Source organism: Niallia taxi (genome assembly GCF_004005475.1).
In the GTDB taxonomy this organism is placed as follows: Bacteria; Bacillota; Bacilli; order Bacillales; family Cytobacillaceae; genus Niallia; species Niallia taxi.
In genome coordinates, this window is the sequence record NZ_RZTZ01000022.1 from 28,025 (window position 1) to 44,598 (window position 16,574).

The following is a 16,574-nucleotide window of genomic DNA, read 5'->3' on the forward strand; positions in this document are numbered from 1 at the left end:
TTTTAGCATTATCTCTATTTGTCTTTACCCTTGTCCAAAATAGTTAAAACTTCCCTTATATAAAAAAGACAAAAACCGTCTAATACAGGCTTTTGCCTTCTCAAACAGTTTTTGTCTACTACATATACATATATCAGTTTGCTTCCTGTGGCTCTTTCTTGAATGTACTCAAGGCCTCCACCATTTCATAACAAGCGTTCAGCCACTTATCTGTTTCGATTCCTTTAACATGGAGAACCATCTTTAATTTCTTGCCATCCATGCCTAAGCCAATCATCCGGCCAAACTTAGAGCTTTTTTCGAATATTTTTTGGCCATCCATCTGGCTGCTGCCTTGCTCAGACAACAAGATAAGTACTTCTTCCTTCGATTGTTTAATTAGCTCAACTCCAGCGGCTTTGCCGTATAGCTTCATTTCTGTCAGCTTAAATAAATAGGCAACCTCAGACGGATAATCTCCAAATCTGTCGACCATTTCCTCCTGAAGCTCTGAAAGTTCATCGAAGGATGTAACCCCTCTGAACCTTTTATACATTTCAATCTTTTGCTGACCGTCATTGATATAGAAGTCTGGTATATAAGCATCAATATCAAGATCTAAATCAATTGTCTGTCTCTGCTGTTCATCGAATGTTCCCTTTCGTTCCTCAATGGCATCTTTGAGCATTTGAGAGTATAGGTCAAATCCGACTGAATCAATAAATCCATGCTGCTGTGCACCAAGAAGATTACCTGCTCCCCTGATCGTCAAGTCCCGCATCGCAATTTTGAAACCAGATCCTAGCTCTGTAAACTCCTTGATTGCCTGCAGTCTTTTTTCAGCCACTTCTGTTAACACTTTGTCCTTACGATACGTAAAGTAAGCATAGGCTACCCTGTTAGAGCGTCCAACACGTCCACGCAATTGATAAAGCTGTGAAAGTCCCATGCGGTCAGCATCTTGAACGATTAATGTATTAACATTTGGTATATCTACACCTGTCTCTATAATTGTTGTGCTTACTAAAACATCAAACTCTCCTTCTAGAAAGCTGAGCATCACTGATTCTAATTCATTTTCGGTCATTTGCCCATGTGCATACGTTACCCTTGCATCTGGAACAAGCATGGATATTTCCTCTGCTTTACGCTCTATATCTTCCACTCGATTATATAGGAAGTAAATTTGCCCGTTTCTTGCCAACTCTCTCTCAATAGCTTCACGCACAAGTCCACCATTGTATTCCATGACATATGTCTGGATAGGGAAACGATTTTCAGGCGGTGTCTCAATAACAGACAGGTCACGCACACCTAGCATAGACATATGCAAGGTTCTCGGAATCGGAGTAGCCGTTAATGTCAAAACATCTACATTTGTTTTTAACTGCTTAATTTTTTCCTTATGCGTAACACCAAATCGCTGTTCTTCATCAATGATAAGCAAGCCTAAATCTCTGTAAATAATGTCCTTTGAAAGAATTCGATGTGTGCCGACAACAATATCTAGTGTACCTGCCTTTAATCCCTTCATTGTTTCTGTTTGCTGCTTTCTTGTCCTAAATCTACTTAGTAAGCCTATCTCAATCGGATAATCCTGGAATCTTTCTCTTAATGTCTCATAATGCTGCTGCGCAAGGATTGTTGTAGGTACAAGAAAAGCAACTTGCTTTCCATCAGCAATAGCTTTGAAAGCTGCGCGGATGGCAACCTCTGTTTTTCCGTAACCAACATCTCCACATAACAGCCTATCCATCGGGCGTTCTCTTTCCATATCTTTTTTAATTTCATGGATAGAGCGCAACTGATCCTCTGTTTCTTGATAGGCAAATGATGATTCAAACTCTCGCTGCATTTCTCCGTCTGGAGAGAAGCCATAACCGACAGCTGCTTCTCTTTCTGCATACAGCTTAATAAGGTCATCAGCAATATCTTGAACAGACGATTCAACCTTTTTCTTAACCTTCTTCCAGTCATTCCCACCGAGCTTGTAAATTTTGGGCTCTTTGCTTTCTGACCCAACGTATTTTTGTATTAAATCTATCTGGTCGACAGGAACATACAGCTTATCACTGCCTTGGTAGCGCAAGTGCAGATAATCTTTATGAATACCGTTGATTTGCAGTGTTTCAATTCCTAAGTACTTCCCTATCCCGTGATTAACGTGAACAACATAGTCCCCGATTTTCAGCTCGGAATAGCTTTTTATTCTCTCCGCATTAGACAGCTTTTGTCTTCGCGCAGAGGTTTTTTTGACCCTAGTCTTAAAAAGCTCTTCTTCTGTAATGACAGCTAGCTTCATTATCGGCATTTCAAATCCTGACTGAAGGCTTCCCTCCATCAGCTGAATTTTGCCTTTTGCAATTTTATCCGTATCCTTCTGAATCACTGCTTGAATTTCATAATCCTGCAGTACTTGCTCCAGCTTTTCCAGCCGTTCTTCACTGTTCGCCAGCACAATAACAGAGTACTTGTTCTTCTTCCAACGATCCATCTCAGATTTAAGCACATTCATTTGTCCATGGAAGCTCTGCATCTGTTTGCATGTTACGTTAATAATATTTTGCGGATTCGTATTTGGAACATGGCGCAGGAATAAGGACATATAAACAATTGGCTGTACAGACCTTTGAAGCAAATCCTGCACGCTTTGGGAAAGCTTCATATCATGAATGATTTCTCCATCATTAAGCAAGCTAGTGTACCAATCTGCTTCTTCCTTCTCCAATGTATCATTCATTTCTTGAACTCTACTAATTTCTTCAACGAACAGGAGACCATTTTTCGGTAAATAATCTATTAAACTTGTATGGTCAGGATAAAGAAGAGACAAATATTTATAAAGCTGCTCTGGTTTTTGGCCATTTTTGAGCTGCTCAATCTCATAGCCTATATTCTGGGCAAGCAATGTCTTGGTTTTCTCATCCTTTATTTTCTTCAAGCTTTTTGCCAGACCTGCTTCAACCTTCTGAGCGAAGGCCTCCAGTTCATCTGTTCCGATAATTACCTCTGTTGCCGGTCCTATTGTAATGGACGAAAGCTTCTCTTTAGAGCGCTGATCCTCTAGAGAGAAGGTTCTAATAGAATCGATTTCTGTGTCAAACAGCTCTATTCGAAGTGGATTTTCCTCTGTTAAAGGATAAATATCTAGAATCCCTCCTCGAAGACTGAAGTCACCGGGAGCCGAAACCATGTCTGTACGTACATATCCAATCGTCACAAAACGCTGGATAAGCACTTCAAGATCGATATCCTTTCCAACCTCAAGCTCGATCTGCTGCTCTTTCCAAAGATCTTTAGGTGGAAGCAGTTTGCGCAGCCCCGCTACAGGAACTATCAATATTCCTTTTGCTGTTTTATCATTAGTCCAATGATTCAGCACTTCAATTCGCTGTGCCCTCAACTCTGGACTGGAAATGCTTATCTCTGCAGCTATAAGCTCATTTGCAGGGTATAAAAACACTTCGTTCTCATCCACTACATTTGTAATATCATCATATAGCTTTTGGGCCTGCAGTAAATTAGGTGCTATTACAATTACTGGCCTTTTTGTCTTTTTATATATAGAAGTCATAAACAGCGTTCTTGCAGAGTTAGACAAACCAGAAACAATTTGTTCCCTTAAACCTGCATTAACACCAGATATGACATTTTTAACGTCTTCCTGTTGATCAAATAATTTTTTAAGCCCTAACAATAGAAGATTCCCTCCCTACTTTAAAAATGAAAAAACAAATCTGTTCTCTCATATATTGACCCATATCCCATTTATCTGTTTTTTTTAGCCTGCTCATCTACCTTCAACCGTGTTCTTACTCTAACTCTAGTACAAATATTACATTTATTCTTCAAAATTTTGTAAACAACAAAACGGAAAAATGCTTTGGAATCTCTCCAAAGCTTCTTTCGCCGTAATGCCTAAATACCTATTAATGAATTAAATAATCATTTTCATAATATCCTGGATTTTTTGCTAAAGATTCATGGCAATCCTCACATATGGCTTTAATATGAATATCGCCTGCTTCGCTGTAATTAATCATCTCTGCTCTTTCCTGTTCTGTCAACATATCAAAACCAAGTCGAGCTGTTTCCACAGAACTTTCATCAATGCTCCCTAACTTTACTCCACAATGCCTGCAATTATAATGTATGGCCACGGGCGCAAGCCTCCTTAAAGCTTTTATGAACTAGTGCTAGTATTTACCTTTTGGAGGGAAGTTATACTAAGGAACATGGAGCAAAAAAGATGGTTCATCCAAAACCTACTGGATATTATATATATTCATTACTTGTAGAAATGGTTCTTTCATCCATTGAGCACAAGCATCTGAACATTTTTTTATGATTAACTCTAATTCCGCTTGCTCTTCTTTCGTAAATTTACCTAAAACATAATCTGTAACCTTCATTCCGTTTTGAGGTCTGTCAATCCCAACACGAATGCGGTTAAACTTTTCCGTTCCTGTATGGGCAATGGTTGATTTAATTCCATTATGCCCGCCAGAGCTGCCCTTTTGCCTTAAGCGTATTTTACCAACAGGTAAATCTAAATCATCATATATAACTACAATATCTTCCGTATCAATATCATAAAAGTCCATAATTGGACGAATAGATTCACCGGATAGATTCATGTATGTAAGCGGCTTTAATAAAACCACTTTTTCTCCATTAATCATTCCTAATCCATATTGTCCTTTGAATTTTGATTTATCTAAAGGAATTCCATATTCCTCAGATATATAATCTATAACCTCGAATCCAATATTATGCCTTGTTTTTTCATATTGCTTTCCTGGATTGCCCAAGCCAACTACCAATTTCATTTGTTTCACCCTTTTATTCTTGTTTATATACAGAAAAAGAAGGCTTGCCAATAGCTGTTCAATCGGCTAAGCCTCCATTTTATTTATTACAACAGCCTGTATGCGTATATCCATTTAGAAAAATCTCTTCTATTTGATATTCTACATACAATTACTGCATACCTTCCTCTTTTGGGCAATTAATCAATTAAAAATATAAAGGGTTTGCTCTCTACACTCAATCGGTTCCGTCTACAGAAGTTTCTCTGCCTTCCACATTTTCTGGGATTCCGCCATCCTGCTGTTCCCCAGTGCTAATCTCTTCCTCTTGTCTTGGAGGAAGTACGGAAGCAATCGTTTCATCTGCCTCATGATTGATTTGCAGATTATCATACCCTTTAATATCCGCAACAGAAAGTGTTCCACCAACCTCAAGGCTGCTAATGTCTATATCAATAGCGGTAGGGATATCATTCGGCTTAGCTGTTACTTCAACTTCATGCAACGCTTGCTGCAATACACCACCGTCTTTTACACCGCTTGAATCTCCTGTAAGATTGACTCTGACTGTTGAAGTTATTTCCTTTGATAAATCAACTGCTAAAAAGTCTATATGCAGTATGCTTCTTTTAATCGGATCGGAATGGTAATCGTTCAGCACGACATTGTGCTTCTCTCCGTCAACATCCAAGGATATTACTCCGTTACGACCAACATCCTTTAACACTTTCAAAAAGCTTGCTTCACTTAAGGAAATAGATGTACTGTCTACCTTTGTTCCATAGACAACTGCTGGAATATTCCCGTTATTTCTTAAATCCGATAATACTGAATGCTTAGAAACCGTACGTTTTTTTGCTTGTAATGTTGCAGTCATGAAAAAATCGCCTCCATCATTTTGTATCGCTATATATAAAAAATTCCCTAAAACCGCCTATTTTAAACATGCAAGTTTTAAACTAGGTAACTTTTTCCTAGATGGAGTGCGCTTAGTCCAATAGAAATAAGTCGCCCCTTAGAGGGAGCGACATACTTCTTAATCAAATAGATAGCTGACTGATTGATCAGAATGTACTCTAATGATTGCTTCTCCAAGCAGGTCTGCCACAGAAAGTTGAATAACGTTTTCTGTTAGCTTTTCTTCTGGAAGCTCAATAGAGTTTGTTACTACAAGCTCTTTAATTTTAGAATTTTTAATTCTTTCCATTGCAGGACCTGAAAGAACTGGATGCGTACAGCAAGCATATACTTCCTTCGCTCCATTTTCTGCAAGAGCATTTGCCCCAAGAGTAATTGTGCCAGCAGTGTCAATAATGTCATCAATAAGGATGGCAATTTTACCTTCGATGTTCCCGACAATATTCATGACTTCAGCCACATTCGGCTTCGGTCTTCTCTTATCAATAATAGCAATTGGCGCTTTAAGACGCTCTGCAAGCTTACGAGCGCGTGTCACACCACCATGGTCTGGTGAAACGATAACAATGTCGCCGTCGAATTCCCTTTTGCTGAAGTATTCTCCTAAGATAGGTACACCCATAAGATGATCGATAGGGATATCGAAGAATCCTTGAATTTGCGGTGCATGCAAGTCTAACGTGATAACACGTGTAGCCCCTGCAGTTTCAAGCAAATTCGCCACAAGCTTAGCAGTAATTGGTTCACGTGCACGAGCTTTACGATCTTGTCGAGCATATCCGTAATAAGGAATAACTAAGTTAATTGTTTTAGCAGAAGCGCGTTTTAAAGCATCAATCATAATAAGTAGTTCCATGATATGCTCATTTACAGGAGAACTTGTTGACTGAATGATGTAAACATCACAGCCACGAATGCTCTCTTCAATATTAATTTGAATTTCTCCATCACTGAAACGTGTTACAGAGCATTTACCTAATTCAACTCCAATTGATTTGGCGATTTCAGCTGCCAATGCTGGGTTGGAATTTAAGGTAAATACCTTTAAGTTTGGATCTGTATTTTTTACTAGCATGATGAACCTCCACTGGCTTTTTTCCTAACTAATAGCTTGTCCTCTTTTAGAACAGAATAAGAAGCCATTATTTTCTTCTTATTCTTCAATGCTTTTTAATCTTGCTTTGATTTTTTCATGTAATCATCTTTATTAACTTGGCGAGCCCTTGCAATAGATAAAGATTCTGCTGGAACATCATCTGTTATGGTAGAGCCAGCTGCAACGTAAGCACCTTTGCCAACCTTAACCGGTGCGATTAGATTGGAATTACAGCCAATGAATGCACCATCTTCTATTGTAGTCAAAAATTTGTTTTCTCCGTCATAGTTGACTGTTATCGTTCCACAACCAATATTGACATCACTGCCTACTTTCGCATCGCCGATATAGCTCAAATGAGATGCTTTACTTCTATCACCAAACTCAGCCTTTTTGATTTCAACAAAGTTACCTATCTTCACATCATCACCAATCAAAGAAGCAGGGCGAATGTGAGCAAAAGGTCCAATATTCACATTTGCACCTATTTTGCTATCAAATGCTGCAGATTGTCTAATTTCAGTGCTTTCTCCAACAACACAGTTACCAATTTCCGTATTTGGTCCAATAACGCAATCAGAAGCAATCGTTGTTTGACCTGAAATAATTGTACCTGGCAAGATAACCGTATCGCTGCCAATCGTAACATCTGTACCAATATAAGTATTAGAAGGGTCAATAATTGTAACTCCATTGCGCATATGCTCTTCATTTACACGCTTTTTCAAAAGTCTCTCTGCTTCAGCCAGTGCGATTCGATCGTTTACACCAATCGTCTCACTGAAATCACCTGTCTTATATGCAGAAACTATTTCACCTTGCTTTTTGAAAATTTCAATGACATCGGGTAAGTAGTATTCCCCTTGTACATTTTCATTAGTAACATTATTCAATGCCTCAAATAAGGCCGCGTTATCAAAACAGTACGTTCCTGTATTGATTTCGACAATTTGCTTTTCTTCTTCAGAAGCATCTTTATGTTCAACGATTTTTTCAACTTCACCAATATTATTACGCACAATTCGACCGTAACCAGTCGGATCCTCTGCAACAGCAGTCAAAACAGTTGCTTTGGCAGAAGTTTCTAGATGGTAGCTGCTAAGAGCCTCTAACGTTTCTGAAGTAATTAATGGCGTATCGCCGCATACAACAACCGTAACACCATCTTTGTTCTCCAGAAAATCCTTCGCCTGCATAACCGCATGCGCCGTTCCTAACTGTTCAGCTTGATTAGCATAACTTATCTTATCTCCAAGTTGTGCTTTCACCTGATCTGAACCGTGACCTATAACAGTTACAATACGCTCCATTTGAAGCTTTGATACTTGATCGACTACATGCTGCACCATCGGCTTGCCGCAAACTGGATGAAGTACTTTATATAGCTTTGACTTCATTCTTGTTCCTTGTCCTGCGGCCAAGATCACTGCGTATCGATTTATCATTCACAGGCCTCCAATTTAACCTTTTTATCCATTAAAAATATATCTCAAATACAGTTTGATTTCAAGGAATGTTTGTATCCAAATATATGAAAATAAAGCGGAAAACAAGGGGTTATAAGGGTTTAATCCTCCAGATTTTTTATTTTCTTTTTTTATAAGGTTCCCAAGAATCCGCTTACCTAAAACCAACCAATTTAGGTTGTTATAAAATTTTCATTATATTTATATATTTTGAAAGCATTATATGCGCAAAAAAAAAGAGCCTTACTCTTCAGAAGTAGGCTCTAGCTGCTCGTATTCTTTAGGAAGCTCCGGCTTCTTCAAATTCAACTTCTAATTCACCTAAGCGGTGGTACTCTGCTAAAACAGCTTCCTGGATTTTACCTCTTGTACCTGAGTTAATCGGATGTGCAATATCCCTAAATTCACCATCCGGTGTCCTTTTGCTTGGCATTGCCACAAATAAACCGTTATTACCATCAATTACTCTTATATCGTGAACAACAAACTCATTATCTAGAGTAATAGAGGCAATGGCTCTCATTCTTCCATCCGTATTGACTCGGCGTAGTCTTACGTCAGTTACTTCCATTCTGTTCACCACCTTTACTAGAAGATAAAATCTAGTTAAGTAATTCAACAGAATTTTCGTAACTCCTTCTTTATCAGCAAATTTTTTTAGAATATTTAATATAAAATGCTAAAAAACGCTAAGTAAGACTACAAAAACTAACATATTCCTACTTTTATACTATTTGCAAAGTGCGATTACTTCAATTTCAACCAATACGTCTTTAGGCAATCTTGCAACTTCCACACAAGAGCGCGCTGGTTTATGTACATTGAAATATTGTCCATACACTTCATTAATAGCAGCAAAATCATCCATATTTTTAATAAAGACAGTAGCCTTAACGACAGTTTCAAAGGAAGCATTTGCTTCTTTCAAGACAGCTGCAAGATTTTTGAAGACTTGATGTGTTTGTTCCTGAACATTACCTTGCAATAACTCTCCTTCTGCTGTCAAAGGGATTTGACCTGAGCTGTAAAACATATTATTGACAATAATCCCTTGAGAGTAAGGTCCGATTGCTGCTGGTGCACCGCTTGTTTGTACAATTTTCATTTTCATTATCCCCCTATCGTTTCTTATCAAAATAATTTCCAATTTCAACAGATATCTTTTTCTCTTTTACATCAACACCTGAAAGCTTCACTAATGATAAATAATCATCGACAAGTCTTTCTTCTGCTTCCTCTGCTTCAATCAGGACAGCAATTCCGGCAACAGTGGCATTAAACTCATCCAGTAAGCTGATCATTCCGTTTACTGTGCCGCCAGCCTTCATAAAGTCATCGACAATAAGTACATTTGAGCCTTGTTCTAAGCTTCTTTTCGAAAGGACCATCGTCTGGATTCGCTTTGATGAACCAGAAACATAGTTAATGCTGACTGTTGATCCTTCTGTCACTTTGCTGTCTCTTCTTACCATAACTACAGGAACATTTAAGAAAGACGCAACAGCATATGCAAGCGGGATACCTTTTGTTGCCACAGTCATTACAACATCAATATTTGTATCAGCAAAAGCGGACGCGAATATTTTCCCTACTCTTTGAACAAGGGCAGTGTCCCCTAATATATCTGTCATATACAGATATCCTCCTGGAAGGAGTCTGTCTGGTTTTACAATTAACTGACAAAGCTCCTCTATAAAGGCTTTTGCTTCTTCCTCATTAACTTTAGCGTGGTATTTAACACCACCTGCAGCACCTGGCAAAGTTTGTAGAATACCTATACCTCTATCTTCAAAGGTTTCCTTGATTATCGCCAAATCTTCACTTATGGAAGATTTCGCTGAACCATATCTCTCTGAAAAATAGGATAAGGACACTAATTGCCTTGGATGCTCTAGTAAATAATTCGTCATGTCTATTAAACGTTCACTACGACGAAATTTCATATGGCGATCCTCCAAAATCCGAATATTTTACCTTTAATTTTACATTATTATACGGATTTAATCAAGGGTATGACGATTTCCCATCATACGGACTGCAAAAACCTGATCACAAAAACCCCTTAATCCATTATAAACACGATTCATTCTTGAATCATGCTCAATTAAACCAAAGACAGTTGGACCGCTTCCGCTCATTAATACTGCATCCGCACCAAATTTTTTCATCTGATCCTTAATTTGCGCTACCTCAGGATATAGATTTAATGTAACATCTTCGAGCACATTACCGACATTTCTGCACATTTCATCATAATCACCTGTTCGTATGCAATCAATCATCTGTTCTGTATCAGGATGGTTTATTTGAGAAACATCCAGTTTTTTATAAATATCAGCAGTTGAAACACCTATAAAAGGCTTCGCTAACACGACCCAGCATATAGGCGGAGCAGGAATCTGTTTAATGATTTCTCCTCTTCCGGTTGCAAGAGCTGTGCCTCCATATACACAGAAGCTTACATCAGACCCAATTTCAGCTCCAATTTCAGCAAGTTCATCAAGAGTCAGGCGAAGGTCCCAAAGTTTATTCAAACCCCTCAACACTGCAGCAGCATCACTGCTTCCCCCTGCAAGACCTGCAGCAACTGGAATGTTCTTTTCGATCTTTATTGTAACTCCCTTTTTAACGTCAAACTTTTTCTTTAATAGATTTGCTGCTTGATAAGCAAGATTTCTTTGGTCATCTGGCACAAATCGATTAAGGGAATTTATTTTTATAATATCCTTTTCTTCCAGAATAAGTTCAATTCTGTCAGCAAGGTCAATGGTCGTCATGATCATTTCTACTTCATGATAGCCATCTGGCCTTTTATTCAATACATCCAACGATAAGTTGATTTTAGCTGGCGCTTTCACCAAAAGCTTCAATATTTCCACCTACTTAACATTTTCATTGTCCGCTTTTTCGTCCTATTGTACCACACAACAGGAAATAAAAAGAATGACTGAAATAATAACCTAATTCCTCTATGTATGAAACATAAACAAATAAGCATCCTATGCTTTGTGTTTTATGTTTACAAATAATTTCACAGTGTTTTATGGCTATAGTGATTTTACCATAAAATTTGTCATATTAAGCAAAATACTATATATCATTTATGTTTTCCCTAGAAAATTTAAGGGGTTTTTTTTCTGTCAGAAAAAAGGTGCAAAAAAAGACCTAACTCCACATCCCTTTAGAATGCAGAGTTAAACCTGATACCGTGAATAAATCCTTGATAGTTAATGCTGAACTTAGCAAACAGGGATTTAACTTAAAGGCACAAAAATAAGACTACTTTTGATTATTCAGAAGACTTTGTTCTGCGATTTCTATTGCCCGCTTGACCATGTTCCCGGCATCCTTTGCTCGGATTCCGCCCCATCCATCCTTCTGGACAACGTCATAGAACCCTAGCTCTTTTGCTAATTCTTCTTTTAAACCTTCTGACATAACTCCTCGTCGTCTACTCAACTTAAAAACCTCTCCTTTCATTATTCACGGTAGTTATAGTATGTAACCCTGTTTTTATATCATGTGTTGAATCTGTTTCCAGTTTTTTTAGATTTTTCCCATGAAAAAAGCAGCAACCGATTGGTAACTGCTAGTCTCCATAATATATATTAGCTTAGAGCAACTTGTCCTGATGTATCTTCAAAGAAGGTAATTTGAACCGTTTCTGTTAAAACATCTGCATAACTGTACGATACCCGTTCAAATGCATTTTCATCCTGATCTAACTCTACTACAAACACAGAAGGATATGTTTCAGCTAGTACACCTGAACGTTCAATCGTTTTACGACGACCACCATTAGCTTTTAGCATTAATCTCTTCCCTAAATTCGAATCAAGAGCTTTTTTTATATCTGATAATGTTTTTGCCATATTCGGTCCACCTCACTGTGTAAAGTATATCACACTGACACAACAGAGTCAAACAAAAATATAAATTATAACAGTCTCTTTTAGAAGTTGTCAATATTTTTTATTCTTATTTTTCTCCTATTTTTCAACAATCTTATTTTTTCCCATACTGGAATAATTATGTATCAATATTTTTTTAAATTTACAAACTTTTTTTTGAATAAAAAATAGGCCGCTCTTTGTGAGAGTCAGCCTGTTTGGATTATGCCGAAAAAACTGTATTACAATATTGTAATTTTGTGAAATTCCCCGTTGTCTATTCAGGTATATTTGTATTATAAGGCATCCCTGTACGCAGTACTCCCTTTGTTTCTATTCCCCCAAGGCCTTTTTCTCCTGTCAGAGTATTTCTCAGTATATCCCAAACATTAACTCTCTCCATGAAAGGCGTATAGCTTATTTTTGCCACAATATACACCGGATCTAAAGCATGAATATTAACTCTTGAAGGAGAGCTAGCAAAGTTCGCTCCTGCATGGATTAGTGATTCAAAATGGGACTGACATGCTCCAGCAAAAATAACAAGTTGATCTAAGTGGGGAATTTTTTTGCGAGCCTCTCTGACTGTCTGCACAAAGTACTTAGAGTGGCGATAAGCATTTAAGTCTGTTTTATCGCCCAATGACTTTGAATAGGCATCATGACCGGTTATTACAAGTATATCTGGTCGATAGTACTCAAGTAGTTTCGTGATTTTTCCCGGCATTTCCTTTTCGTTAGAATGAATACCTGTTACGGGAATCCCTATTTTCTCGTATAAATCAAGGCACTTCTTTAAATAGTTCGGATCTCCATCTAAATGTAAAACCTTTCCTGGCATTTGAAAATAGTTAAATGGTTTGCTGTATGCATCTGTCGAAGAATATTCCTGTTTCCTATTCAGCAGGTTTACATCCTGCCTAAATAGCTCTAATGACTGTTGCTCTAAAAACTGTATCTCCTGAGCCATCTTCCTCTGCATCGGCTTATTGATAGAAATTAAGTCCTCAAAAGGAGCGTCTGCGATAAGACGGAAATCCTCTCCATATAAAACAGCGCTTTTTCGCCCATTTTCTTCCTTTATATCAATAATTCGAAAAGCTAAATCACAATGATAGGATTTTCTGCCGACGATATCCATGATATTTATGCTCACTAGTCGTCACTCCAGTATGCCCCTGTCTTTAGAATGGGCTATGTTTCTTATTTACCTCTCATTAACCTATGCAAAGGTCTAGAAAGATGTGAGGAGCAATTTAAGGTTTCATAAAGACCTGCCAAATAAAATAGCCAGCTCCCTTATAAGGATACTGGCGCTGTTTACCATACTATATACTTTTAGAAGGACTCATACAGTGCATCACTAAGTGCAGCAAACTCTTCAATGGAGAGAGATTCTCCACGCCTTGAAGGCTCAATTCCTGCAGTTTGCAAGGCAGATAGTATAGCTTCCTTTTTCTCCTTGCCATTGTCAAGCTGGCTCGTTAAATTGTTAAGGATTGTTTTTCTTCTTTGCGCAAAGCTGGCTCTAGTCACACGGAAGAAGAATTCCTCACTTTTAACTTCAACAAGCGGCTTCTGTCTTATCGTTAACCTGATAACGGCTGAATCAACATTTGGCTGTGGCACAAAAACTGTCTTAGGGACAATCATTACAACCTCTGGAACTGTGTAGTATTGAATGGCTATGGATAGTGAGCCATACTCCTTTGTGCTTGGTTTAGCTGAAATACGGTCAGCCACTTCCTTCTGAAGCATAACAACAATTCCACGCAGAGGCAGATTCTCTTCTAATATTTTCATGATGATTGGTGTTGTTACATAGTAAGGTAAGTTTGCAACAAGCATAATATCATCTATGCCTGCAAATTCCTGTTCAATCATTTCCTTTACATTTGCTTTCAATACATCTGAATGGATTACCTTAGCATTTGGATACGGTTCAAGTGTTTCACTTAAGATCGGCAGTAAACGCTGGTCAATTTCATATGCAACTACCTTTTTTGCCCGCTTTGCCAATTGCTCAGTTAGTGCTCCAATACCTGGTCCAACTTCAATTGCACCTGATGACTCTGACAACTCTGCATGGTCCACAATATTTCTTAAGATATTTGTATCAATTAAAAAGTTTTGACCTAAACTCTTTTTGAATGAAAAACCGTATTTTTCTAAAATCGCTTTTGTTCTTACAGGTGTCGCTATATCTTTATACATCTTTTTCCTCCTGCCAAATAGCATTTATTGCTGCTGCAAAGTCTTGCTTGGTGATGTTAAACATCATCAGCCTTTTATGAAGCTGTTTGCCATTTGTATACCCTATTTTTAAAATCCTGCCGAGCTTTTCTCTTCGTTCTTTAGATCCTGGACCACCAACTAGCTGTGCATCCAGCAAGTCTTCCTTAGTAATTTGCTCTACAATGGCTTCTTCCATGTGATGAGCATCCTTGAGTGCCTCCCTAATTACTTCCACAGAGGCGTGCTCCACTCCAACACCTTTCCCGTGTTTATGCAGAGCTTTATCCTTTGAAATGAAAGCATGTTTACAGCTTGGCACATGTCTTTCTATAGTATTGCGTATCTTTTGGCCAGGAAAGTCTGGATCTGTCAGTACAATGACTCCCCTTGTTTCATTAGCAAGCTTTATTGCCTCAATTGTTTCCATACTTATAGCCGAGCCGTTTGTTTCAATTGTATCAGCATCAACTGCCCTTTTGACAGCGGTAGTGTCATCTCTTCCTTCCACTACAATGATTTCTTTAAGTTTCATGGAGCCTCCAAAAAAAAATTAAGTTTTGCAAAAAAAATGAAACATTTTTGTAACATTAAACGTCTATATATTATAGAAAGAGTTAAAATGAATTCTAAAGGTTATTATAGCTCAAATTTTTCTTTTCAACAAAATCCGTTTCAAAAGAAAAAAACAGAGGAATGACTCCTCTGTTAAAGATGTGCTAATAGTAGATGTTCAATGTGTATTAGGTTTTGGCAGACACTAACAAACACATGCAAGTAAGAAGCCTAAATAAGGTTACTTTAAAATCTTAATTCTTACCTGTTTATTTCCCCAGCGATAAGCTTCTGCCTTCGTTGGGAAAAAGACGTCGATTTTCTTTCCTTTCACAGCACCGCCCGTATCACCAGCAATAGCGTATCCGTAGCCTTCAACATAAACCTTTGTTCCTAACGGGATAACGCTTGGATCAACTGCAATTACTTTTGCATTAGGATTTGACTTAAGATCAATTCCAGTAGCGGTATGTCCAGAACAGCCGCTGCAGCTTGCTGTATATGCAGTGGAATTAACATAAAGTTCTGTACCTTCCTCACTGACATTTTCGCCACGGGAAGCTACTTGTGTAACTTCAATAGTTCCTACTGCCACTACTTTGTCCTGTTTTTCTTTAACTTGTTTTTCACTAAGCAGATCTCTCGAAACTTCTTTACCGTTTTCTAAAGTAACTTCAAAGGTTTTCGACATTACACCGTTTTTGCCTTCTTTTATTACCTTTTCTGCACCCTTTTCAAGGCTATCATCCTTTTGGGTCACAACAGCATAATTAATCGGTTGTTCCACTACATCGGTGACCTTTTCTATACGTGTAATTTCTACAACGTCCTTCTTGTTCACTACTTCCTTTAGATCTGGCTCAACTCGGTCTAATTTCGTAAGTGATATCTCCTGTTGTTTTAAAAAGTCAGCGACCGTAGTCGAAGTGGACCATAGTTCTTTTTTCGATCCTGCGTCTACTAGTGTAAGTGGAAATGCAGTATGTACAACAATCTCCATATTGTTCTTTATATCGTTATTCTGCTTCTGATTGACCTTATCGTGCTCATTCAAAGAGATTTTTTGTTCCTTGAGAAACTCCTTAACTGTTTCTGCTGTTGTCCATACCGTTTTTTTCTCGTCGTCTTTGCTCAATTCAACCTGTTTTGCTTGCTTCCAAACAACCTCCATCTCGTCAGCTACATTTGCATCTAACGGGGGAGACACCTCATCTTCTGAGCTTATGGCAATGTCAAGTTCATCAAATATATCTTGAATAGTGGATGAGTGCGTTTCGATGATCTTCTCTTTTCCATCCAATGTCAGCGCCACAGTTTTTTTCGTTGATTCGTAAATAACAAACCCTAAACCACTTATAAAAACTATGAAGCTAGCAATAAGAATGAATATTTTCTTTGTGCTCAAAGATTTAGAAAACAGGCTTTTCATGTTTTGGATTACGATGAAAAACGCCTCCTTTTCTCTCGGAGTGATTATATAGAGTATCGTGTCTGCTGTCAACCCTTCTACATTCTTTGAACGTATCTCCTATTATGCAAAAAAACTCCAGGAAAGGAAAGAAAGAAATCTCGACATGAACATTCTATGAGAAAAGGAAGCAATGTAGAACTTCTTAGAACAAAGTAATAT

General features: G+C 38.0%; 16 protein-coding genes. All 16 read right to left on the reverse strand.

Going from position 1 to position 16,574, the window contains the following annotated elements; translation table 11 throughout:
- Positions 1-133 precede the first annotated feature (133 nt).
- The gene (gene mfd, locus EM808_RS26525) at positions 134-3,676 is read right to left on the reverse strand and encodes a transcription-repair coupling factor (protein ID WP_127742538.1); all 3,543 of its coding nucleotides are present in this window, start codon (positions 3,674-3,676) and stop codon (positions 134-136) included.
- 232 nt (positions 3,677-3,908) lie between these two features.
- Positions 3,909-4,139 carry an anti-sigma-F factor Fin family protein gene (locus EM808_RS26530; protein ID WP_127742540.1) on the reverse strand — a complete coding sequence of 77 codons (231 nt, stop codon included), beginning with the start codon at positions 4,137-4,139 and terminating at the stop codon, positions 3,909-3,911.
- A gap of 105 nt (positions 4,140-4,244) precedes the next feature.
- The gene (gene pth, locus EM808_RS26535; RefSeq protein WP_127742542.1) at positions 4,245-4,808 is read right to left on the reverse strand and encodes an aminoacyl-tRNA hydrolase; all 564 of its coding nucleotides are present in this window, start codon (positions 4,806-4,808) and stop codon (positions 4,245-4,247) included.
- Between the two features lie 217 nt (positions 4,809-5,025).
- Complete coding sequence (locus EM808_RS26540; protein ID WP_127742544.1) at positions 5,026-5,664, reverse strand: 50S ribosomal protein L25/general stress protein Ctc; 639 nt, start codon at positions 5,662-5,664, stop codon at positions 5,026-5,028.
- A 159-nt stretch (positions 5,665-5,823) separates the two neighbouring features.
- Positions 5,824-6,780, reverse strand: coding sequence for a ribose-phosphate diphosphokinase (locus tag EM808_RS26545; protein WP_127742546.1), 957 nt, complete (start codon positions 6,778-6,780; stop codon positions 5,824-5,826).
- A gap of 95 nt (positions 6,781-6,875) precedes the next feature.
- The gene (gene glmU, locus EM808_RS26550; protein ID WP_127742548.1) at positions 6,876-8,246 is read right to left on the reverse strand and encodes a bifunctional UDP-N-acetylglucosamine diphosphorylase/glucosamine-1-phosphate N-acetyltransferase GlmU; all 1,371 of its coding nucleotides are present in this window, start codon (positions 8,244-8,246) and stop codon (positions 6,876-6,878) included.
- Positions 8,247-8,547: 301 nt separating this feature from the next.
- Positions 8,548-8,838: a septation regulator SpoVG gene (gene spoVG / locus EM808_RS26555; RefSeq protein WP_003347151.1), complete on the reverse strand. Its 291-nt coding sequence runs from the start codon at positions 8,836-8,838 to the stop codon at positions 8,548-8,550.
- A 159-nt stretch (positions 8,839-8,997) separates the two neighbouring features.
- Positions 8,998-9,372: a RidA family protein gene (locus tag EM808_RS26560; RefSeq protein WP_127742550.1), complete on the reverse strand. Its 375-nt coding sequence runs from the start codon at positions 9,370-9,372 to the stop codon at positions 8,998-9,000.
- Positions 9,373-9,385: 13 nt separating this feature from the next.
- Positions 9,386-10,210, reverse strand: coding sequence for a pur operon repressor (gene purR, locus EM808_RS26565; RefSeq protein WP_127742552.1), 825 nt, complete (start codon positions 10,208-10,210; stop codon positions 9,386-9,388).
- Positions 10,211-10,267: 57 nt separating this feature from the next.
- On the reverse strand, positions 10,268-11,137 hold the full coding sequence (gene ispE, locus EM808_RS26570; protein ID WP_127742553.1) for a 4-(cytidine 5'-diphospho)-2-C-methyl-D-erythritol kinase: 870 nt from the start codon (positions 11,135-11,137) through the stop codon (positions 10,268-10,270).
- A gap of 409 nt (positions 11,138-11,546) precedes the next feature.
- Positions 11,547-11,726, reverse strand: coding sequence for a small, acid-soluble spore protein, alpha/beta type (locus tag EM808_RS26575; RefSeq protein ID WP_127742555.1), 180 nt, complete (start codon positions 11,724-11,726; stop codon positions 11,547-11,549).
- Positions 11,727-11,875: 149 nt separating this feature from the next.
- Positions 11,876-12,139 carry a biofilm formation stimulator Veg gene (veg, locus tag EM808_RS26580; RefSeq protein ID WP_031537121.1) on the reverse strand — a complete coding sequence of 88 codons (264 nt, stop codon included), beginning with the start codon at positions 12,137-12,139 and terminating at the stop codon, positions 11,876-11,878.
- A gap of 295 nt (positions 12,140-12,434) precedes the next feature.
- Positions 12,435-13,313, reverse strand: coding sequence for a sporulation peptidase YabG (gene yabG, locus EM808_RS26585; protein ID WP_127742557.1), 879 nt, complete (start codon positions 13,311-13,313; stop codon positions 12,435-12,437).
- A 182-nt stretch (positions 13,314-13,495) separates the two neighbouring features.
- On the reverse strand, positions 13,496-14,371 hold the full coding sequence (rsmA, locus tag EM808_RS26590; protein WP_127742559.1) for a 16S rRNA (adenine(1518)-N(6)/adenine(1519)-N(6))-dimethyltransferase RsmA: 876 nt from the start codon (positions 14,369-14,371) through the stop codon (positions 13,496-13,498).
- Complete coding sequence (gene rnmV, locus EM808_RS26595; protein ID WP_127742561.1) at positions 14,364-14,924, reverse strand: ribonuclease M5; 561 nt, start codon at positions 14,922-14,924, stop codon at positions 14,364-14,366. The genes rsmA and rnmV overlap by 8 nt, the downstream gene beginning before the upstream one ends.
- Before the next feature lie 261 nt (positions 14,925-15,185).
- On the reverse strand, positions 15,186-16,373 hold the full coding sequence (locus EM808_RS26600; protein ID WP_127742591.1) for a G5 and 3D domain-containing protein: 1,188 nt from the start codon (positions 16,371-16,373) through the stop codon (positions 15,186-15,188).
- Positions 16,374-16,574 lie beyond the last annotated feature (201 nt).